The organism is Microbacterium sp. NPDC058062, from assembly GCF_042885375.1.
GTDB lineage: Bacteria > Actinomycetota > Actinomycetes > Actinomycetales > Microbacteriaceae > Microbacterium > Microbacterium trichothecenolyticum_C.
In genome coordinates this window covers 219,898-240,337 of the sequence record NZ_JBHVSC010000003.1, presented here as the reverse complement: position 1 = coordinate 240,337, position 20,440 = coordinate 219,898, and the positions used below count along the sequence as shown (strand labels likewise).

Genomic DNA, 20,440 nt, shown 5'->3' with positions numbered 1-20,440 from the left:
CGGGCCGAGGCATCCTGGTCTGTCAGCCGGCGGGCTTGTGGTCGATGTGCTCGGCGTGCGCGTCGGGGAGCTCCCGCATGCGCCAGAACGGTCCGATGACGACGAACAGGCACGCGAGGAGCTCACCGGTCGCGGCGATCCACAGCGTCGGAACGGTCCCGATCCACGTTCCCAGCGCACCCGCGAGGAGTGCTCCGATCGGCATAACCCCCCACACCACGAAGCGGATCGACGCGTTCATCCGGCCGAGGAGGCGCGGCGGGGTGATGCGCTGGCGGAAGGTCACCTGCGTGATGTTGTACAGCAGGATGGTGAAGCTCATGATGAACCCCTGAACCACCAGCAGCGGAAAGGCGAGCGCCGGCACGAGGGAGATCACCGGGAGGAAGAACGGCGCGACGCTGAACGCGATCGCGCTGACGGGGATCGCCCGGGCCTCGCCGAGCCGCGCCATGATGCGCGGCGTCAACATGGCCCCGACGAGGCCGCCGACCGCAGACAACGAGAACACGATGCCGAACATCTGAGGGCTCAGGCCCAACTCGCGCAGCACGAAGATCGGCACGAGGGTCTGCGCGATCATTCCGAAGAAGTTCGCGGTGCCCGTTGTGCCGACGATGCGGCGCAGCAGCGGATTGCCGAAGACCCAGCGCAGACCCTCGCCGATCTCGTGGACGAGGGGCCTGCGATCCTCCGCAGGGCGGGGCTTCTCGTGATCGTGGGTGAAGAGCAGGGCGATGAAGGAGGCGACATACGTGCCGACCGTTGCGAAGATCGCGAACGGCGCCGTAAGCACGCCGATGAGCCAGCCACCGACACCGGGGCCGGCGATGTTGGCGAGCTCGTAGGTCGACTGCAGCTTGCCGTTCGCCTCGCCGATCTGGTCGGTGCGCACGAGCGAGGGGATGATGCTCTGGTACGAGACGTCGAAGAACACGGTCGCGACGCCCATGATCAAGGCGACGACGATCATGTGCCAGATCTCCAGCACTCCGAGCAGTGCGAGCACCGGGAGCGTGGCGAGCGCCACCGCCCGGATCGCGTCCGCCCAGATCATCACGCGGCGCTTGCGCATGCGGTCGATCCACGCTCCGGCGGGGAGACCCACCACGAGGAAAGCCGCCACCTGCGCCGCGTTGAGCAGCCCGACCTCCCACTCCGTCGCGTTGAGCATCAGCACCGCGAGCACCGGGATGGCGAGTTCGGTGATCTGCGCGCCGAACTGGCTGAGCGCCTGTCCTGACCACAGTGTGAGGAAGTTGCGGTCGCGCCACAGCGAACCCTTCGGCGCCGGCGTGGCGGAAGCGCCGGCCGCAGCAGCCTGATCCGCTTCGATCGCCTCGTCCGCAGCAGCACGCGACGTGAGCGTCGATGCCTCGGCCCGGGCCTCTGCGAGGACGGCGTCGTCGACGGCCTCGGCCTCGCGGACCTCGTCTGATTGGGACATGCCAATCAGTGTGCGTCATCGATTGAGAACTGTCAATCAGTCTTGTACGCTGACCACGTGACAGGGGAGCGGGAAGAGCGGATCGAACTGCGTCACGGGGATCCCGAGGCGGAGGCGCGGATGCGCGCGCTGAGCTCGCCGCTGCGTCTGCGGGTGCTGCGGCTGTGCGCCTTCGAGTCGCGCACCAACAAGGAGCTCGCCGAGCTGCTCGGCGTGAACCCCGGCACGATGCTGCACCACGTGCGCACGCTCGTGCAGACCGGCTACCTCGCCGCCCAGCCCGAGCGCACCGGCGCCCAGGGGGCGCGCGAGGTTCCCTACCGGGCGACCGGCCTCTCGTGGCGCACCTCGATGCCCGGTGGCTCGCCAGTGCTCATCGAGACGTTCCTGCAGCAGATCCAGGGGGTCCACCCCGACGATCTCGACACCACCTGGCTCGGCCTCAAACTCACCCCCGAGCACCGGGAGGAGTTCCAGCGGCGTCTCTACGAGCTCGTCAACGAGTTCAAGGAGCGCGACCCCGACCCCGACGGCGAGACCTACTCGTTCTTCAGCACCCTCCACCCCGACGACAACCCGCCCGCCCCGGCCTGACGCGCGTTCTTGCGGTTCGCAGAAGGGCGCGCGAACTTCTCTTCATGACGGATGCCTCGGGGCACAGCATCCGTCATAGCGTCAGAGCATGACCATCGCGACGGCGGACCTCTACGACGAACGCGGCGACGAGCTCGACTCGCTCGCGCTGCAGCTGCACGACATCGGCGGGCGCGTCGCGTTCGACGGGCCGATCCGCACGGTGCGGTGCCACCGCGACAACGCGCTCGTGAAGGCGCTGCTCGCCACCCCGGGCGAGGGTGCGGTCCTCGTGATCGACGGCGGCGGATCGCTCGAGTCCGCGTTGGTCGGCGACCTCATCGCAGCCTCCGCGGTCGAGAACGGCTGGGCGGGGATCATCGTGCACGGCGCGATCCGCGACCGGGTCGCGATCGGCGAGCTCGACCTCGGCGTCAAGGCGCTCGGTTCGAACCCGCGCAAGAGCGCGAAGGAGGGCGCCGGGGAGGTCGACGTGCCGGTGCTGATCGCGGGCGTCGCCTTCGTGCCGGACAAGCACGTGTGGGCCGACGCGGACGGGGTGCTCGTCGAGCGGTGACGGGCCCCGCGCGCGGGGGTGATGCGCGCGGCGCGGTGCGCTCGTATGGTTGGGCTGATGTCCAGTACCGACGGGACGCCCGCCCGCTACCTCGCCCGGGCCATAGAGATCGCGACCGAGAACGTCCGCAACGCCGGCGGTCCGTTCGGGGCGGTCGTGGTGTCGGCGGACGGACAGGTCTTCGAGGGCGTGAACCGCGTGACCGCCGATCTCGACCCGTCGGCGCACGCCGAGGTCGTCGCCATCCGGCGGGCGTGCCAGGGACTGGGGACGTTCGACCTCACCGGGGCGACGCTCTACACGAGCTGCGAGCCCTGCCCGATGTGCCTGGGCACCGCGCTCTGGGCCCGCGTCGAGCGGGTGTACTTCGCCGCCGACCGCGAGGACGCCGCCGCCGCGGGCTTCGACGACGCGGTCTTCTACCGCTACTTCGACGGCCACCCCGAGCACCGCGACATCATGCCCGTGGAGTCGATCGACCTCACCCCTGAGCACCGCATCGCGCCGTTCACCGAGTGGGGCCAGACCTCGACCCGCATCGAGTACTGACCGCCCGAACCTCGCCCCACGGCCCCGTCTTTCCCCGCGCTAGTCGCCACAACACGCCGATCGCGGGGCACCCGATCCGGCGTGTTGTGGCGACTCGAAGAACGACCCGGCGGGTGGAGCACCGAGGGCTCAGGAGGCAGGGACGGGGGCGGCCTCCTCGATCAGCTGCAGCAGCTGAGCCGAGACGCTCACCGCGATCGTGGCGGGCTGCTTGCCGGGGATCTCGGGCAGGCCGATCGGCGTCGTCACCCGGGCCAGGGTCGCCTCGTCGTGGCCGGCCTCCTGGAGGCGTGCCCGGAAGCGGGCCCACTTGGAGCGCGAGCCGATGAGGCCGATCGAGGCGATGCCCTCGGTGCGCAGCGCCTGGTCGACGATCGCGAGGTCCTCGGCGTGGTCGTGGGTCATGACGAGCACGTGCGTCCCCGCCGGCACCGACGCCAGCACGGCCTCCGGCACCGGAGCCCGGTGCACGTGCACCCCGGCGACCGCGTCGGCGAGCGGGCCGGGTGCGCCGTCCACCCCCAAGCGCGTCGGCGAGAGCATGGCCTCGCGGGAGTCGACGAGGTGCAGGTCGAGGTGCTGGCGCGCGAGGATCCGCGCCACCTCGAGGCCCACATGTCCCATTCCGAACACCGCGACCGACGGCACGACGCGCACCGGCTCCAGCATGAGCGTGACCTCTCCTCCGCAGCACTGCACGCCGTACTCCGTGGTCTCCTTGTCGCTCAGGGTGAGCGTCAGCAGCTCCGGCTCGGCGGTCCCGGAGGCGAGCATCGCGCGGGCGCGCGCGACGGCGGTGGCCTCGAGGTTGCCGCCCCCGATCGTCTCGAAGACCTCGCCCGGCGAGACGACCATCTTGGCGCCGCCGTTGCGCGGGGCGTGACCGCGCACCATCGCGAGCGTCACGATCACCGCGGGCGTGCGGGCGTCGCGCAGGCTCCGCACCGCGTCGAGCCAGTCCACGGCCGGCCTCAGCGGCCCGCCGTGAGCAGGTCGGGCTCCGCAGCCCCGGGGTCCGCCGCCCGACCGACGCCCGCGGCATCCGTCCCATCGCGGGACACGGATGCTGCGCCCGCATCTCCTGCGCCGCGTGCGGCCTCGATCGCCCAGAACACCGCCTCGGGGGTGGCCGGTGAGCCGAGTACGACGCTGCGTCCTGCCGGGCCGAACGCACCCACCGCCTGTCGCAGCGCCTCGCGCACGCTGAACGCCAGCAGCAGCGGCGGCTCTCCCACGGCCTTGGAGCCGTACACGGCGCCGTCCTCGCGGGCGTCCTCGAAGAGCGCGACGTGGAACTCCTCGGGCATCTCGGAGAAGCTCGGCAGCTTGTACGTGCTGGCCGAGGGGGTCTGCAGGCGGCCGCGCGTCGGCCCGTCGCCGGTGTCCCAGCGCAGCTCCTCGAGGGTCAGCCAGCCGGTGCCCTGCACGAAGCCCCCCTCGATCTGGCCGATGTCGAGCAGCGGCGACAGCGAGTCGCCGACGTCGTGCACGATGTCGACGCGGCGGAGGCGGTACGCGCCGGTGAAGCCGTCCACCTCGACCTCGGCGGCCGCGCAGCCATAGGCGAAGTACTTGAACGGCGATCCCTGCTGGCGGTCGGCGTCCCAGTGCAGCCCCTCGGTGCGGTAATAGCCCGCCGCGAAAAGCTGCACGCGCTGCAGGTAGGCCTCGGCGACGACGTCGGCGAACGGCATCCGTTCCCCTCCGCCCAGCGCGGTGACGTAGCCGTCCGAGAACCGCACGTCGCGCGCGTCGACGCCGAGGAGGCGCCCCGCGACGGCGGCGAGCCGGCCGCGGATCTCCTCGCACGCGAGCTTGACGGCCCCGCCGTTGAGGTCGGCGCTCGACGACGCAGCGGTCGCCGACGTGTTCGGCACCTTGTCGGTGCGGGTCGGCGCGACCCGGACCGTCTCGAGCGGCACGCCCAGCGCCGTCGCGGCCACCTGCAGCATCTTCGTGTGCAGGCCCTGGCCCATCTCGGTGCCGCCGTGGTTGATCAGCACCGAGCCGTCCTTGTAGACGAGCACGAGCGCGCCGGCCTGGTTGAACGAGGTGAAGGTGAACGAGATGCCGAACTTGACCGGCGTCATCGCGAGCGCGCGTTTGCGATCGGCGTGCGCCTCGTTGAACTGCGAGATCTCGTGCAGGCGGGCGTCGAGATCGGCCTCGCCGCGGAGGCGCTCCCAGATCGCGGTGAGCCGCCCGGCGTCCTTCACCAGCTGCCCGTAATGCGTCGACTGACCCGGTCGGTAGAAGTTCTTCTGCCGCAGCTCGAGGGGATCGATCCCGAGCACGGGTGCCGCCCGGCCCAGGATGTCTTCGATGAGGAACGCGCCCTGCGGGCCGCCGAACCCGCGGAACGCCGTGTTCGACGGCTTGTGCGTCTGCGCGACGCGGCCGTGCACGCGCACGTTCGGGATCCAGTAGGCGTTGTCGACGTGGCAGAGCGCGCGGCCGAGCACCGGCTCCGAGAGGTCGAGGCTCCAGCCGCCGTCGGCCGTGAGTGTCGCGTCGAGCGCCTGCAGGTACCCGTCGGCGTCGAAGCCCGCCCGCCAGGCCAGGTGGAACGGGTGGCGCTTGCCCGACATCGTGATGTCCTGCGTGCGGGTGAGCCGCAGGCGCACGGGGCGTCCGGTGAGCTTCGCCCCGAGCGCCGCGATCGCCGCGAACCCGTGCGGCTGCATCTCTTTGCCGCCGAAGCCGCCGCCCATCCGCAGGCACTCGACGGTGACCTCGCTCGACGGGATCCCGAGCACGTGCGCGACGATCTCCTGCGTCTCGGACGGGTGCTGCGTCGAGCACTCCACGAAGTACCCCCCGTCGGGGTCGCGCACCGCGAACGAGGCGTGCGTCTCGAGCGAGAAGTGCTCCTGCCCGCCGACCACGCTCTCACCCTCGAAGACGAACGCGGAGGATGCGAGGGCGGATGCCGCATCCCCGCGTGCGATCGTGCGGGGGACGCCCTGGAACGACCCGGCGTCGATCGCCTCCTGCACCGTGATCAGCGACGGCAGCGGTTCGTACGACACCGTGACGGCGGCCGCGCCCTGGCGCGCAGCATCCGTCGTCTCTCCCAGCACCCACACCAGCGCGTGGCCGAAGAACATCGCCTCGGTCGGAAAGAGGGGCTCGTCGTGTTTGACCCCCGCGTCATTGACGCCCGGAACATCGTCGGCGGTCAGCACCCGGACGACGCCGGGGACGGCGTAGGCAGGCGCGACGTCGACCGTGACGTGGGCATGCGCGACGGTCGACGGCACCGGCCATGCGGTCAGCACGCCGTGGGATCGTGCGGCGACGTCGTCGGTGTAGACGGCCGCGCCGGTCACATGCAGCGCCGCGCTCTCGTGCACCGCGGGGCGTCCGACGACCGGGTTCTCGGGACGATCGGCGAGCGAGCTCATGCCGTCGCCTCCTCGTCATCGGCCGACGCCGCGAAGAGCGCCGGCAGCGCGGTGCCGAGCATGCGTGCGCGGTACGCGGCGCTCGCGCGGTGGTCGTCGAGCGGCGTCCCCTCGCGCTGCAGGACGACGGATGCTGCCGCCACCGTCGCGGCGTTCCACGGGCGTCCGTCGAGGGCTTGCTCCGTCGCGTACGCGCGGACGGGCGTCGCGGCGACGCCTCCGAGGCCGATCCGCGCTCTCGCGATGATGCCGTCGTCGAGCTCGAGGGCGAAGGCGACGGCCACCGAGGAGATGTCGTCGAACCGGCGCTTCGAGATCTTGTGGAACGCGGTCAGACCGGCCGCCGGCAACGGGATCCGCACGGTCCGGATGAGCTCGTCGCGACGTCTGACCGACGTCCGATACCCCGTGAAGTAATCGGCGAGGTCGACCTCGCGCTCGCCGCCGTCGGCCGCGGCGAGCACGACGATCGCCCCGAGCGCGAGCAGCGCCGGAGCAGCGTCGCCGATGGGGGAGGCGGTGCCGAGGTTGCCGCCCAGCGTCGCGCGGTTGCGGATCAGGCGCGACGCGAACTGGGGGAGCAGCTGCGCGAGCAGCGGCACCCGCTCGTCCACGCTGCGCTCGATCTCCGACAGCGGCACCGCACTGCCGATCTCGACGATGTCGCCGGTGATGTCAACGCGGCGCAACTCGGGCAGGCGGTCGATCGCCACGACGAGTGGTGCGCGCGCGCCGCGCAGGTTTACATCCACGCCCCAGTCCGTGCTGCCGGCCACGGCGAGCGCCTCCGGTTCGTCGCGCAGCAGACGCAGGGCCTCGTCCAGCGTCTCGGGGCGGACGAAGCGCCCGTCGGCCGCGCGCACCTCGGTGGCGATCGCGGTCGGCGCCGGCTCGGTCAGCCGCTCACGGAGCGGATCATCGGGCCGAGGCATCCCGAGCCCGAAGGCCGCGTCGCGAATGGGCCGGTAGCCGGTGCAGCGGCACAGGTTGCCGCTCAGCGCATGCAGGTCGAATCCGTTCGCCCCGTGCTCGCCGTCCACCGCTCCCCCCGAGCGGTCGGACCGGTAGAACTCGGCGGCCATCGCGCACGCGAACCCCGGCGTGCAGTAGCCGCACTGCGAGCCGCCGGCGGCCGCGAGCTGCTGCTGCACCGGATGCAGGTCGTCGGGTGAACCGAGGCCCTCGGAGGTCACCACCTCCTGCCCGTCGAGCGCATGGACGGGTACCAGGCAGGCGTTGACGGGAGTCCACACGGCGGTGCCCTCGGGCCCCGCCGTGGCGACCAGTACCGCGCAGGCGCCGCACTCGCCCTCGGCGCAGCCCTCCTTCGCGCCGGTCAGTCCGAGGCTGCGCAGCCAGTCCAGCGCGGTGGCGTGCGCGACCGCGCCTGCGAGCGGGACGACCCGCCCGTTGACGGTCACAGCGCTGTCACGGTTCGTGCGGATGCCGGGAGTCTACGCCGCGCCTCCCGCGCAGCGAAGGTGCGCCGCGACCCCTCTGGACATGCCCTGCGGGCAAGAGGATCGTTGGCCGCGGCACAACCACTGGGAGGCTGTCATGTTCACACCCGATCGGCCGTTTTCTAGCTTCGCCGTACCCGACATCGGCGCAGCAGCGACCTTCTACCGCGACACTCTGGGGCTCGACGTCACCGTCTACGAGGAGATGGGCGGAGGCTTCACCATCGCCCTGCCCGGCGAGGGCAGCATCTTCGTCTACCCGAAGGAGGATCATGAGCCGGCCGTGTTCACGATCCTCAATTTCAGCGTCGCCGACGTCGATGCCGCCGTCGACGACCTGAACAAGCGCGGCGTCGTCACGAAGATCTACACCGACCCCGACTACGGCACCGACGAGAAGGGCATCTCGCGGGGCTTCGAGGGCGGTCCCGACATCGCCTGGTTCAAAGACCCCGCGGGCAACGTCATCTCGGTCGGCCGCATGGAGCCGCAGATGATGGGCGGGCAGTAGGCGCGCTTCAGGGAAGCACGCGCCATCCGGCGGGGCCGAGCGACCCCGCCGGATACTCGTCGAGGGGCACGTCGCCGGCGCGCCAGGCCGCCAGCACGGGGTCGACGATCCGCCACGACTCCTCGGCCGCGTCGCCGCGCACCGCGAGCGTCGCGTCGGCGTCGAGGATGCCCGACAGCACCTCGCCGTAGGCCTTGAGCGCGCCCTCGCCGAGGTCGGCCTCGAGGAGCGCCCGCTCGAGTTCGAACGGGTCGTCGCCGCCGTTGACGTTGAGCTCGAGGTCCATCCGGTCGGGGCCGAGGGAGAAGCGCAGCACTGAGCCGGGCGCCGCCCCGGTGAGGCCCTCGGGGACGTGATTCACGGGGCGGAACGTCACCACGACCTCGCCGTCCTTGCCGGCGAGCGCCTTGCCCGACCGCAGGGTGAAGGGCACGCCCTCCCAGCGCTCGTTGCGCACCTCGCACGTGACCTCGGCGAGCGTCTCGGTCTCGAGCGACGCGTCGACGCCCTTCTCATCGGCGTAGGACGGCAGCTCGCGGTCGCCCACCTTGCCGGCCGTGTACCGCGCCCGGCGCGAGGCCTTCGCGGGGTCGTCGCCCCACACGTGGGTCGCGCGCAGCACCGCGGCGGTCGCATCGCGGAAGTCCCGCTCGTGCAGCGTCGCGGGCGGCTCCATCGCGAGCACCGCCATCACCTGCAGCAGGTGGCTCTGGATCATGTCGACGAGCGCGCCCGCGCGGTCGTAGTAGCCGGCGCGTCCTTCGAGGCCGAGCGTCTCGTCGTACCGGATGACGACGGACTCCACGTCCTGCGCGCGCCACACCGGCGCGAAGACGCGGTTCGCGAAGCGGACACCCAGGAGGTTCAGCGTCGTCGACCGGCCGAGGAAGTGGTCGATGCGGAACACCTGCTCCTCGGGCACGAGCCGGGCGAGCGTCGCGTTGAGGGCGTGCGCGCTCGCCTGGTCGACGCCGAACGGCTTCTCGAGGGCGAGCACCGTGCCCTCGGGGATGTCGACGCCGACGAGCGCCTCGCACGCGGCCTTCGCGACCGCGGGCGGCACGGCGAAGTACAGGGCGATCCGTCCGTCGTTGTCGGCGAGCAGCAGCTCGAGGTCCTTCGCGTCGGTGATGTCGGCGCGCGTGTACGTCGTGTCGGCCACCGCGGCGAAGGCGTCGGCGAACCCGGCCGACTCGAAGGACGAGCGCACCGTCTGCCGCCAGCGCTCGTCATCCCAGTCGTCGATGCCCGCGCCGCGCAGGCGCACCGAGCGCTGCGGCTCGCGGGCCAGCAGCTGGCCGAGCGCAGGCAGCAGCAGCCGCGAGGTGAGGTCGCCCGAGGCGCCGAGGATGAGCAACGTGGTCTGCGCCGACATGCGCCTCACGCTACCCACGCGCCCCCGCTCCGGGCAGGGGCTTGCGCGCAGGGAGACGGATGCTGCGGCCCGGCGCAGTGCGCAGGGCCGCAGCATCCATCATCCGACGTGACAGGGGTCAGCCGGCGAGGGCCTCCGAGAGCTTCACGCGACCGCCCATGCGCAGCAGCGAGTTCTCGTAGATGCGGGCGGCGATGAGGATCGCCGCGACGCACGTCGCCATGAGGATCGCGATCGACAGCAGCGGCTCCCACCACTGCGCCTGGCCGAGGAAGATCCGCATCGGCATGCCGACCGGTGCCGAGAACGGCACGTACGACATGATCGCGAGCACCAGCGGGTTGTCGTTGAAGAAGATGACGAGGAAGTACGGCGCCATCACGAGCATCGTCAGCGGCATCGTGGTCGAGCCGATGTCCTCCTGGCGCGACACCATCGAGGCGGCCGCCGCGAACAGCGACGCCAGCAGGATGAAGCCGAACAGGAAGAAGATCGCGAACCAGGCGATCGGCGCACCGAGGCCCTGCAGCAGCGCGGTCTGGTCGGTCACGGTGAGACCGATGATCGCAATCGCGGCGAGGATCAGGATCTGGCCCATCGCGAGCACCGTGTTGCCGATGACCTTGCCCGCCAGCAGCGACCGCACCGGGATCGCCGAGATGAGGAGCTCCACCACGCGGGTCTGCTTCTCCTCGACGACGCTCTGCGCGATCGTGCCGCCGAACAGCGACGCGGCGAGCAGGAAGACGATGCCGAAGCCGATCGCGGCGATGTAGCCGAGAGCGGCGTTGCCCTCCTCGGGCGCGAGCAACTCGACCGGCGGCACCTGCGCGAGCTGCAGCATCAGAGAAGTCGGCGCGGAAGACTCCGCGACGATCGCGAACCCGAGCGGCGACGACGAGTCGCCCACGACCGCGGCGTCGACCTCGCCGTCCGTCACGAGCGCCTCGGCGGCCGCGCGGTCTGCCACCTCGGTGACGTCGAGGCCCTCGGCCTGGGCCACGTACTGCTGCGCATCGGCGGTGACTGCGACAGGCGTGCCGCTGTTGTTCGCCGCCTGGAAGCCGCCCCAGATGACGATGGCCAGCGCGCCGATGAACAGGATCGCCGTCGAGATGACGAACGCCTTGCTGCGCAGCTTCGAGCCGATCTCGCGCTCGGCGACGAGCCAGATCGCCTGGCCGGCGCCCAGCGTGCTTCCGCCGCGGCGGGTGTCGGTGGTGCTCACTGGATGACCTCCTTGAAGATCTGGGCGAGGGACGGATGCTGCGGCGCGAAGCTCGCGACATCCCCGTTCGCGACGGCCCGGCGCAGCACCCGCTGCGCGGTCTCGTCGCTGTCGGCGTCGAACACGGCGTACCCGCCGTCGAAGTCGAGAACCTGGACGCCGGGCTCGCTGCGCAGCCACCCGGCGTCGCCGGCCGAGACGAGCTCGAAGCGGCGGGTCGAGTGCTGCGCGCGGAGGGCGTCACGCGCGCCGGCCGCGCGGATGGTTCCGCCCGCGATGATCACGAGGTCGTCGCACAGCCGCTCGACGACGTCGAGCTGGTGAGACGAGAACAGCACGGCGGCGCCGGCCGCAGCACGCTCCTGGAGCACGCCGGCCACGACATCGACCGCGAGCGGGTCGAGGCCCGAGAACGGCTCGTCCAGGATCAGCACCTGCGGGTCGTGCACGAGCGCGGCGGCGATCTGCGCGCGCTGCTGGTTGCCGAGCGACAGCGTCTCGACGTTGTCGTTCAGGCGCTCGCCGAGTCCGAGCTGCTCGAGCAGCGCACGAGCGCGGGTCGAGGCATCCGTCTTCGAGAAGCCGTGCAGGCGCGCGAGGTACGTGATGTGCTCGTGGACCTTCATCTTCGGGTAGAGCCCGCGCTCCTCGGGCATGTAGCCGAAGCGGCGGCGGTCGGAGGCGGTCACCTCGGCGCCGTCGAGGGTGACGGTGCCGGCGTCCCCGGCGAGCACCCCCAGCACGATCCGCATGGTGGTGGTCTTGCCCGCGCCGTTCCCGCCGACGAAGCCGGTCAGCCGGCCGGGCCGCACGTCGAACGACACGTCGTCGAGCACGCGGCGCCCTCCGTAGCTCTTGCCGATACCGCGAAGCTGCAGCATCCCTGTCTCCTCTCGATCCCCCTGCCACAGACGCTACGGACGGGAGCGCTCGGCGTCCTCCCCCTGCAGGTGGATTCGGCGTGCTCCGCCGCGCGGGGGATGAGAGATCTTTCATGCGCCGGAATAGAAGCGGCCTGCATGTGCTTGCATGGATGTGGAACGTCCACGGTGGTCCCCACCGGGGACGCCTTTGCTTTTTCTAGGAGAACCCACATGTCCGAGCGGACCATCGGCTACATCGTCGGCAGCATCTCGTCGACCTCCATCAACCGTCGTCTCGCGAAGGCCCTCGAGCGTCTCGCCCCGGAGGGCACGACCCTCGTCGAGATCCCCATCAAGGACCTCCCCTTCTACTCGCCCGACTTCGACGCCGACTTCCCCCAGGTCGCCCGCGACTTCAAGCAGGCCATCGCCGACGTCGACGGCGTCATCATCATCACGCCCGAGTACAGCCGCTCGATCCCCGGCGTGCTGAAGAACGCCCTCGACTGGTCTGCCCGCCCGTGGGGCCAGGGCTCGTTCGACGGCAAGCCCACCGCCGTCATCGGCACCTCGGGCGGCGGCATCGCCACCGCTGCGGCGCAGCAGCACCTCAAGGCGATCCTCAGCCACTACAACGCTCCGACGCTCGGCCAGCCCGAGGGCTACGTCCAGACCACGCCCGGCCTCTTCACCGAGACCGGCGAGGTCACCAGCGAGCAGACCGCCGACTTCCTCATCGGCTACCTCCAGGCCTTCGGCGCACTGGTCGACCGCTACGCCGCGGTCCCCGTCGCCGCCTGATCCTCCCCCCGGTCGGCCTCACCCCGGGCCGCTAACCCGTTCCAGCACCCCGGATGCCCCGGCCCGGCGCCCTTCGCGGCGCCGGTCCGGGGCATCCGTCATCCCCGCCCAGGGTGCCGCCGCCCGCACCGCGTTTTGGCGAGTCGCCAAAACACGCCGGACGCTGCCATGCCCGGCCGGCGTGTTCTGGCGAGTCGCCAAGAGTGGCTGCTGTTCGGGTGGTTTCTGGCGAGTCGCCAAAACCGGGCGGACGCTGCCATGCCCGACTGGCGTGTTCCGGCGAGTCTCCAATACCGGGCGTGTTCGGGCGAGCTCTTGGCGACTCGCCACTGACTCGCGGGCATCCGCTCGCCTTCCGGCAGCCTCGGCTTCTGGGAGTCGCGCGGACCTGTGCTCCCTTGCCCGGGCGGTCCGGAGCCGTCGCAGTCACGAGTCGCCAGGACACGCCGCACGGTCCCGTGCGGGCACGGCGTGTTCTGGCGAGTCGTCAAGAACGGCTGCTGTTCGGGTGGTTTCTGGCGAGTCGCCAAAACGCGGGATCCGGCGGAGGCTGCAGGGCGGGGAGCAGGTCAGGCGAGGCCGTGGCGGTGGGCGTAGACGACGGCGGCGACGCGGTCGCGGGCGCCGAGCTTCTGCAGCACGTTCGAGACGTGCGTCTTCACGGTGGCCTCGCCGATGTACAGGCGCTGCGCGATCTCGGCGTTGCTCATCGCCTGCGCCACGAGCTGCAGCACCTCGCCCTCGCGGTCGGTGAGCTCGACCGCCGGCGGCGTGTCGGCCCCGACCCCTGCCTCTTCCCGCGAGAGTACAGCTGGTCGCCGAGAGGTAGGGAACGAACCACCCTCTCGTCCACCAGCTGTACTCTCGCGGTCGGGGGAGGGGCGCGAGCCGGCCGAGCCGGGGGCGGAGGCGAAGCGGGCGATCACGCGGCGAGTCACCTCGGGCGCCAGCAGCGCGTCGCCGGCCGCAGCCACCCGCACGGCCGAGATGAGCTCCTCGGGGCCGGCGTTCTTCAGCAGGAACCCGCTCGCGCCTGCGGCGAGCGCGTCGAACAGGTAGTCGTCGCGGTCGAAGGTCGTCACGACCACCACAGCGGTCTGCACCGACCCGACGATGCGCCGCGTCGCCTCGAGGCCGTCCATGTCGGGCATCTGCACGTCCATGCAGATCACGTCAGGACGGAGATCGGATGCTGCCGCCACCGCCTCGACGCCGGTTGAGGCCTCGCCCACCACGGTGATGTCGCCCGCGGACTCGAGGATCATGCGGAAGCCGGCCCGCATCACGGCGTGGTCGTCCACGAGCAGCACGCGGATCACGCGCCGACCGCCTCGGCCCGCACGGCCAGGGGCACGCGCAGTCTGACGAGGAACCCGCCGCGGGCGCGCGGCGCCGCCTCGAGCTCGCCGCCCGAGGCGGCCGCCCGCTCGCGCATGCCGACGAGCCCGAGACCCGGCCGCATCGGCGCGGCGACGGCGCGGCCGGTGTTCACGACCTCGAGCTCGACGGCATCGGGCGCGTAGCGCAGGCGGACGTCGGCGGCAGCATCCGGTCCGCCGTGGCGTCGGGCGTTCGTGAGCGCCTCCTGGGCGACGCGGAACACGTTGACCTGCACGAGCTCGGGCAGCTCGACAGGGTCGCCGACGATCGTGAGGGTCGTGGGCAGACCGTTGTCGTTCGCGTGCGCGACGAGGTCCGTGAGGGCCGACAGGTGCACCGTCGACCCGGCCGCCTCGGCGTCGCCGCCGGAGGTGCGGAGGGTCTCGAGCAGCTGCCGCAGCTCGACGAGCGCGGAGCGGGCGGACGACTCGACTCCGAGCAGCGCGGTGCGCGCAGCATCCGGATCCCGGTCCAGCACGGCGCGCGCGGCGCCGGCCTGCACCCCCATCGCCGAGACGTGGTGCGCCACCACGTCGTGCAGCTCGCGGGCGATGCGCACGCGATCGAGGGCCACGGCCTGGGCGGCGGTGACCTCGCGCTCGCGCTCGAGCTCGCGGGTGCGCTCCTCGAGCGCGGCGCGCGACATCGCGGCCGCGTACGCGCGGTCGCCCATGTAGTACGCGCCGCCGAAGAACCCGGCGTTGACCAGCAGCTGGATGAGCATCATCGCCGCGAACGGCGAGAAGAGCCCGGCCTTCGAGAGGCTGTCGTCCGACGGGTCGATGGCTGCCTGGAACATGTTGACGAGCAGCCACACGAACATCGCGATGATGACGCCCACGCGCACCCACATCGCGCGACGGCGGTCGTCGACCCAGGCGCCGACCGTGTACATCGCGATGAACATGGCGATGTTCGAGACGTAGAGGTCGGGGATGCGGAAGGTCACGCCCATGAAGAACACCACGGCGATCGCGATCACGACGAGCTCGGGGAACCGCCGCCGCACCGCGAGTGGCGCGGTCAGGCCGAGGCTGTAGAGCAGTGCCCACTGCATGCCGGCGTTGGCGTCGGCGCCGTAGACGCCGGCGACCGAGCCGAGGGCTGTGCTGATCACCGCCGCGACGAAGAGGGCACCCGCGAGCCAGACGTCGTTGCGCAGCTCGCCCGCGGTCGGCGCCGGGCGCCGCGCGGGGTGCACGGAAGGCAGGTCGGACATCCCTCCACGCTACGGGGGTGCGGGTCCTGCGGCATCCCCCGCGAGACGGAGACGGTCCCCACGCCCCCTCCAGACGCCGCTGGCGCGTCGCCCGGAGCCTCCGGGCGCGTGGGCCCAGCTGCGCCGCAGGCGCCCGCCCGGGTAAGTTAGCGAGCGTTCACCTCGCGTCGACAGGGGATCCCGTGCACGACCGCAACGCGGGGCTCGACCCCGAGACCCAGTTCGTCGAGATCTACCGCAACCTCGGCACCTACGACTTCGCGTGGGACCTGAACCAGTCGCTGAGCTTCGCGCTGTTCCGCACCTATGCGGTGCCGTCGATCGGGCGCCTGCTGGACGAGACGGGCGAGTTCGAGCGCGCGACGCAGAGGCGGTACGACGACACCTCGCTGCTGCTCGAGGTGCCGCTCCTCGAGGGGTTCGAGAGCCCTCGCGCTCGCGCGGCGATCCGGCGCATCAACCAGATGCACCGGATGTACGACATCCCGAACGACGACATGCGGTACGTGCTGTCGACGTTCGTCGTCGTGCCGGTGCGCTGGCTGCACGCGTTCGGGTGGCGTCCGCTCACCCCCGACGAGCGGCTCGCATCGGTGCGGTACTACCAGAGCCTCGGCCGGCACATGGGGATCACCGACATCCCCGAGACCTACGCAGAGTTCGCCACGCTGATGGACGACTACGAGCGCGCGCACTTCGTGTACGACGTCGCATCGGCGCGGGTCGCCGATCGCACCCTGGCGCTGCTGGTCTCGTTCTACCCGCGGCTCTTCGCCCCGGTCGTGGAGGTCTTCAGCCGGGCGCTCATGGATCCGCCGCTGCTGCGGGCGTTCGGCTACCGCGACCCGGGGCGGATCGCACGCCGCCTCTCCGCGGGCGCGCTCCGGCTGCGAGCGCGGGCGGTCGCGGTGCTGCCGAAGCGCCGCACCCCGCTCCACGTGATCGACCTGCCCCGCATCCGCAGCCATCCGAACGGCTTCGACATCGAGCAGATGGGGACTTTCGCGCCCGGATGCCCCGTGCCGCACGCGAAGCGGTGAGGTGCAGCATCCGTTCATCTACTTGCTATTGACAAGCAAGCTTGTTTTTTGCAACCATCTTGATGTCGGCGGTCCGGTCGACGCACGGTGACAAGGAGCAAGGCAATGACGCACATCTTCGTCAACATCCCGACGAACGACCTCGAGCGCTCGAAGGCGTACTACACCGCCCTCGGCTGCGCGCTGAACCCGCTCTTCACCGACGAGAACGCCGCGTGCGTCGTGTGGAGCGACCAGATCTTCTTCATGGTCCTCACGAAGGAGTACTTCGCGACATTCACCGACAAGGAGTTCGCCGACCCCCGGACGCACGCGCAGGTGCTGCTGTCGATCAGCCGCGAGACGCGCGAGGACGTCGACAGGATCGTGGAGGCGGGGGTCGCCGCCGGCGGCACCGCGCCGGGCGAGCCGCAGGACTTCGGGTTCATGTACGCGCGCGACCTCATCGACCCGGACGGCAACGGCGTCCAGTTCATGTGGATGGACCCAGAGGCGGCCGCCAAGGGTCCCGAGGCCTACATGGCGGAGCAGGCGCAGGCGTAAGTGGCGTCCCGCAGCTACGGGCAGTACTGCGGGGTCACGACGGCCGTCGAGCTGATCGGCGAGCGGTGGGCGCTGCTCATCGTCCGCGATCTGCTCGTCGGCCCCCGGCGCTACACCGACCTCAAGCAGGGGCTGCCCAAGATCCCGACCAACATCCTCTCCACGCGGCTCAAGGAGCTGCAGGAGGGCGGTGTCGTGCGCCGCGTGCCGCTGCTGCACTGCGGGCTCGTGTACGAGCTGACGCCGTACGGGCGCGAGCTCGAGCCGATCGTGCTCGCCCTCGGCCGGTGGGGATTCCAGGAGATGGGCGACCCCCAGCCCGAGGACGTCGTGACGGCGGACTCGCTCACGATGGCGCTGCGAACGGCATTCCAGACGGATGCTGCGGCCACCCTGCCGCCCGCCGACTACGAGCTGCACGTGGCCGATATCGTGCTCCGCGTGCAGGTCGACGCGTCCGGCCTGCGGATCGCGCAGCTCCAGCCGGCCGGACGCCCCATCGACCCGCGGCTCGGCACGCGGGCCTCGACCTCGGGTGAGCCCGACCTCGTCTTCGCGGCGGGTCCCGGCATCCGCCGCCTCATCTCGGGCGAGCTGACCCCGGCCGCCGCGATCGACCAGGACGTGCTGGCCGTCGTCGCCGGCGACGGCACCCTTCTCGAACGCTTCGCCCAGACATTCCACATCCCCATCGACCCCGGGGTCGCGCTCGTCGCCTGAGCCCGCCCCGCCATGGAAGGAGGCGGCCATGACCGGTCGCATCTACATCGACCTGTTCACCACCCTCGACGGCGTCGCGCAGGCGCCCGGCGGCCAGGAGGAGGATCCGTCGAACGGGTTCCCCTACGGCGGCTGGCAGGCGCCGTTCCCCGACGAGACCATCGGCGCCTCGATCGGGAAGGGCATCTCCGAGCTCGACGCGCTGCTGCTCGGGCGACGGACCTACGACATCTTCGCCGGCTACTGGCCGCACCAGTCCGGCAAGATCGCCGACGCTCTGAACAGCGTGCCGAAGTACGTCGCCTCGCGCGGTCTGCCCACCCTGGAGTGGGAGGGCTCGACGCAGCTCGGCATGGACCTCAACCGGGAGGTCGAGGCGCTGCGCGAGAAGCACGAGAACATCCACGTCATCGGCAGCGTCGACTTCGTGCAGACCCTGCTGAAGGAGCAGCTGTTCGACGTGCTGACGCTGTGGGTGTACCCGGTCGTGCTCGGGCAGGGCAAGAAGGTGTTCCCCGACGGTGCGCATCCCGCGAACGTCAGGCTGCTCGAGCCGGCGGTGACAGGCCCGCTCGGCGTGCTGCAGCTGCGGTACGGGCCTGCTCCGGGCGAACCGCAGACCGGCGAGATGGGTCCCGAGGACTGAGGTCGTTCGGACACCCGAGGCGTTCCGTCTGCGGGCGCCAGAGCGCCCTCCGCTCAACGAGCGGGGCTCTGGCACCCGGTCGTTGAGCGAGCGAGGAACGAGCGAGACGAAACGCCTAAGCGCGGTCGCGAACCCCGGGTCAGCGGGTCGCGCGGAGCGTGACCGTCGCGAGGCGACCCTCGCGGCCCGAGGCTGAATCGACGTAGCGGAGGCCGATCACGTGCTCGCCGGGCGCCACGTTGTGCACCACGCGGAGGAGCGGCGTGCCCGTGAGCGCGTGGAGGTTGCCCGTCCAGGCGCCGTCGACCGCGACCTCGACGGTCTGGCCGCGCCGCCCGTCGAGCAGGAGGTAGAGGTCGTCGGCGCGACCGTCGAAGTCCGCGTCCTGCAGCGGCGCGACGAGGGAGCCGTTCGAGGCGGTCACCGTGGGCACCGGGAGGGTGAACGGGCCGACGGCGGGGCTCGGGGCGGAAGCCTGGGCGCCTGGCGCCGTCTGGACCGCGCGCACCGTCAGACCGACGCGCAGCAGGTCGCCGGGGATCACCGCGGAGAACCGCCCGTCGGCGGCGACGGCGGTCGTCGTGAGGGTCGCGCCCGTCTCGTCGATCAGCGCGACGGAGGAACCCGGCGTGCCGGTGCCGGTGATCGCCGACGGAACCGGCGCATCGAGGTCGCGAGCCGCGTCGAGCGCGGGTGACGCGCTGACGACGGGCTCCGGGTCAGGGGTTGGGGTCGGCGTCGGGTTCGGGTTCGGGTTCGGAGCAGGCGACGGGTTCGTGGCCACCGGCGCGGTCGGCTGCGGCGCGGGTGCGGGCTCCGCTCGCGGCGCGGGTGCGGGTGCAGGCTCCGGGATCGCCTCGAACGCGTCGACCTCCGGGACGACCGCGGCTTCGGCGGGTTCGGCCTCGACGGCCTCGGGCGCGGTCGCCGGGTCGGCGGCAGCATCCGTCTTCCCGTCCGTCTCGACGGCCGACGCGGGTTCCTCCGCCGGCGCGCCCCATGACGGCGCGAGTGCGATCGCGACCGCCGCAGCGGCGGCCACGGCCACCACGCCCACGCCGATCGCGATCCCCGTGAGGGGGAGGGCGGCAGTGCCGGCGCCCCCCGCGCCGGCACCCCCGCCAGAGGCGCCCCAGACGCCTGTTTCCCCAGAGCCGGACGCCCCGCCACCCCCGGTGGGCGTTCCGGCGATCACCGCTGCCACGGCCGGAGTGGCATCGGCGGTATAGGCGAGGGCCCCAGCCCCGCCGAGGACGAGAGGCAGCAGCACCATGCGGAGCTTCTGCGACACATGTTCGATGTCGGCCGCGACGATGCGGCAGGCCCGGCAGGTGCGCAGGTGCGCGTCCAGGCGCCGGCGGTCATGGCGCGTGACGGGCTTGCGCTCGCTCGCGACGAGCAGTTCGCACACCCAGCGGCATTCCGCGGGCCTCGCCGGGTCGCTGATGTGGGCCTGCAGCCACGCCTGCTTGAAGCCCTCCCGCGCACGGTACGCGAGGGCCGACACCGCGTTGGCGCTCATGCCGAGGAGCGGCGCGACCTCGCGCGGCTTCATCCCCTCGACCTCGAGGTACCAGAGGATCGTCCGCCACTGGGCGGGCAGCTCGCGGAACGCCTGCGCGAGCACGGAGCGATCGGCGACGACCTCGGCGAACTCCGCCGCCGAGTCCGCGGACCGCTCGTCGAGATCGTCCAGCGGCGTCTCGGCGGTGCGGCGCCCCCACGACGCGGCGACGTTGCGGATGGTGGCGAACAGGTACGGCCGGAAGCCGTCCTGCGGCCCTCCGCCCTTGCGGATCGTGGAGAGGATCGAGGTGAACGCCTCCGACACCAGATCGTCGGGGTCGACGTGCGGGCTCACCGCCCGCGCCGCGCTGCGCGCACTCGCGACGTGACGCTCCCAGAGCACGGCATAGGCCGCATCGTCGCCGGCGCGCGCCGCCGCGACGAGATCCTCGTCGGAGCGCTCGGCAAGCGGGCCGTCGACGACGGCGCTCTGGTGGGTCGACACTTCTCTCCTCGCCGGGGGCTTCGGATGTCAGCCGGCCGCGGTGCGGTGACGGCGTGATGACGCGTTCCGGGAAGCTCCTCGGGAGGGGCGTCC

19 protein-coding genes are annotated in these 20,440 nt (G+C 71.5%); 9 read left to right on the top strand and 10 right to left on the bottom strand.

The genetic code is table 11. The features are described from left to right. Positions 1-22: 22 nt before the first annotated feature. Complete coding sequence (locus ACFVSU_RS10310; RefSeq protein WP_387141912.1) at positions 23-1,447, bottom strand: MFS transporter; 1,425 nt, start codon at positions 1,445-1,447, stop codon at positions 23-25. 57 nt (positions 1,448-1,504) lie between these two features. Between ACFVSU_RS10310 and ACFVSU_RS10305 the strand changes: the two genes are divergently transcribed. The 3 genes from ACFVSU_RS10305 (at position 1,505) to ACFVSU_RS10295 (ending at position 3,146) form a co-directional block, all read left to right on the top strand. Then, complete coding sequence (locus ACFVSU_RS10305; protein ID WP_387141910.1) at positions 1,505-2,041, top strand: ArsR/SmtB family transcription factor; 537 nt, start codon at positions 1,505-1,507, stop codon at positions 2,039-2,041. Positions 2,042-2,129: 88 nt separating this feature from the next. Then, on the top strand, positions 2,130-2,597 hold the full coding sequence (gene rraA, locus ACFVSU_RS10300; RefSeq protein ID WP_387141907.1) for a ribonuclease E activity regulator RraA: 468 nt from the start codon (positions 2,130-2,132) through the stop codon (positions 2,595-2,597). Between the two features lie 57 nt (positions 2,598-2,654). After that, entirely contained in the window at positions 2,655-3,146 is a 492-nt protein-coding gene (locus ACFVSU_RS10295) for a nucleoside deaminase (RefSeq protein WP_387141904.1), read from the top strand. Positions 3,147-3,275: 129 nt separating this feature from the next. Here ACFVSU_RS10295 and xdhC read toward each other — a convergent pair whose 3' ends face one another. From xdhC to ACFVSU_RS10280, 3 genes are read right to left on the bottom strand one after another with little or no spacing between them, the layout of a single operon-like run. Next, positions 3,276-4,109 (bottom strand): xanthine dehydrogenase accessory protein XdhC, encoded by an 834-nt coding sequence (xdhC, locus tag ACFVSU_RS10290; RefSeq protein ID WP_387141901.1) that lies wholly within the window; start codon positions 4,107-4,109, stop codon positions 3,276-3,278. A gap of 8 nt (positions 4,110-4,117) precedes the next feature. Next, a complete protein-coding gene (gene xdhB, locus ACFVSU_RS10285; RefSeq protein WP_387141899.1) occupies positions 4,118-6,550 on the bottom strand; it encodes a xanthine dehydrogenase molybdopterin binding subunit in 2,433 nt (810 codons plus the stop codon). Then, positions 6,547-7,971: a xanthine dehydrogenase small subunit gene (locus ACFVSU_RS10280; RefSeq protein WP_387141896.1), complete on the bottom strand. Its 1,425-nt coding sequence runs from the start codon at positions 7,969-7,971 to the stop codon at positions 6,547-6,549. Before ACFVSU_RS10280 ends, xdhB begins: the two co-directional genes overlap by 4 nt. Positions 7,972-8,107: 136 nt before the next feature. Between ACFVSU_RS10280 and ACFVSU_RS10275 the strand changes: the two genes are divergently transcribed. Further along, positions 8,108-8,521, top strand: coding sequence for a VOC family protein (locus tag ACFVSU_RS10275; RefSeq protein ID WP_387141893.1), 414 nt, complete (start codon positions 8,108-8,110; stop codon positions 8,519-8,521). A 7-nt stretch (positions 8,522-8,528) separates the two neighbouring features. On the opposite strand, the gene ACFVSU_RS10270 is transcribed toward ACFVSU_RS10275, so the two are convergent. The 3 genes from ACFVSU_RS10270 to ACFVSU_RS10260 all read right to left on the bottom strand — a co-directional run bounded on the left by ACFVSU_RS10270 (position 8,529) and on the right by ACFVSU_RS10260 (position 12,005). Continuing rightward, the gene (locus ACFVSU_RS10270) at positions 8,529-9,896 is read right to left on the bottom strand and encodes a glucose-6-phosphate dehydrogenase (RefSeq protein ID WP_387141891.1); all 1,368 of its coding nucleotides are present in this window, start codon (positions 9,894-9,896) and stop codon (positions 8,529-8,531) included. A gap of 118 nt (positions 9,897-10,014) precedes the next feature. Further along, positions 10,015-11,124: an ABC transporter permease gene (locus ACFVSU_RS10265; RefSeq protein WP_387141888.1), complete on the bottom strand. Its 1,110-nt coding sequence runs from the start codon at positions 11,122-11,124 to the stop codon at positions 10,015-10,017. Then, complete coding sequence (locus ACFVSU_RS10260; RefSeq protein ID WP_387141885.1) at positions 11,121-12,005, bottom strand: ABC transporter ATP-binding protein; 885 nt, start codon at positions 12,003-12,005, stop codon at positions 11,121-11,123. Before ACFVSU_RS10260 ends, ACFVSU_RS10265 begins: the two co-directional genes overlap by 4 nt. 213 nt (positions 12,006-12,218) lie before the next feature. On the opposite strand from ACFVSU_RS10260, the gene ACFVSU_RS10255 reads away from it, so the two are divergent. Continuing rightward, positions 12,219-12,788, top strand: a complete 570-nt coding sequence (locus ACFVSU_RS10255) for an NADPH-dependent FMN reductase (RefSeq protein WP_378904911.1) — start codon at positions 12,219-12,221, stop codon at positions 12,786-12,788. A 569-nt stretch (positions 12,789-13,357) separates the two neighbouring features. On the opposite strand, the gene ACFVSU_RS10250 is transcribed toward ACFVSU_RS10255, so the two are convergent. Continuing rightward, positions 13,358-14,107, bottom strand: coding sequence for a response regulator (locus ACFVSU_RS10250; protein ID WP_387141881.1), 750 nt, complete (start codon positions 14,105-14,107; stop codon positions 13,358-13,360). Then, the gene (locus tag ACFVSU_RS10245; RefSeq protein ID WP_387141878.1) at positions 14,104-15,387 is read right to left on the bottom strand and encodes a sensor histidine kinase; all 1,284 of its coding nucleotides are present in this window, start codon (positions 15,385-15,387) and stop codon (positions 14,104-14,106) included. The genes ACFVSU_RS10250 and ACFVSU_RS10245 overlap by 4 nt, the downstream gene beginning before the upstream one ends. Before the next feature lie 182 nt (positions 15,388-15,569). Between ACFVSU_RS10245 and ACFVSU_RS10240 the strand changes: the two genes are divergently transcribed. The 4 genes from ACFVSU_RS10240 (at position 15,570) to ACFVSU_RS10225 (ending at position 18,336) form a co-directional block, all read left to right on the top strand. Further along, positions 15,570-16,427: an oxygenase MpaB family protein gene (locus tag ACFVSU_RS10240; RefSeq protein ID WP_387141875.1), complete on the top strand. Its 858-nt coding sequence runs from the start codon at positions 15,570-15,572 to the stop codon at positions 16,425-16,427. A gap of 105 nt (positions 16,428-16,532) precedes the next feature. Next, on the top strand, positions 16,533-16,970 hold the full coding sequence (locus ACFVSU_RS10235) for a VOC family protein (protein WP_310286497.1): 438 nt from the start codon (positions 16,533-16,535) through the stop codon (positions 16,968-16,970). Beyond that, the gene (locus tag ACFVSU_RS10230; RefSeq protein ID WP_387141872.1) at positions 16,971-17,690 is read left to right on the top strand and encodes a winged helix-turn-helix transcriptional regulator; all 720 of its coding nucleotides are present in this window, start codon (positions 16,971-16,973) and stop codon (positions 17,688-17,690) included. Between the two features lie 28 nt (positions 17,691-17,718). After that, positions 17,719-18,336, top strand: coding sequence for a dihydrofolate reductase family protein (locus ACFVSU_RS10225; protein WP_387141869.1), 618 nt, complete (start codon positions 17,719-17,721; stop codon positions 18,334-18,336). Positions 18,337-18,475: 139 nt separating this feature from the next. Here ACFVSU_RS10225 and ACFVSU_RS10220 read toward each other — a convergent pair whose 3' ends face one another. Then, entirely contained in the window at positions 18,476-20,347 is a 1,872-nt protein-coding gene (locus tag ACFVSU_RS10220) for a sigma-70 family RNA polymerase sigma factor (RefSeq protein ID WP_387141866.1), read from the bottom strand. Positions 20,348-20,440 lie beyond the last annotated feature (93 nt).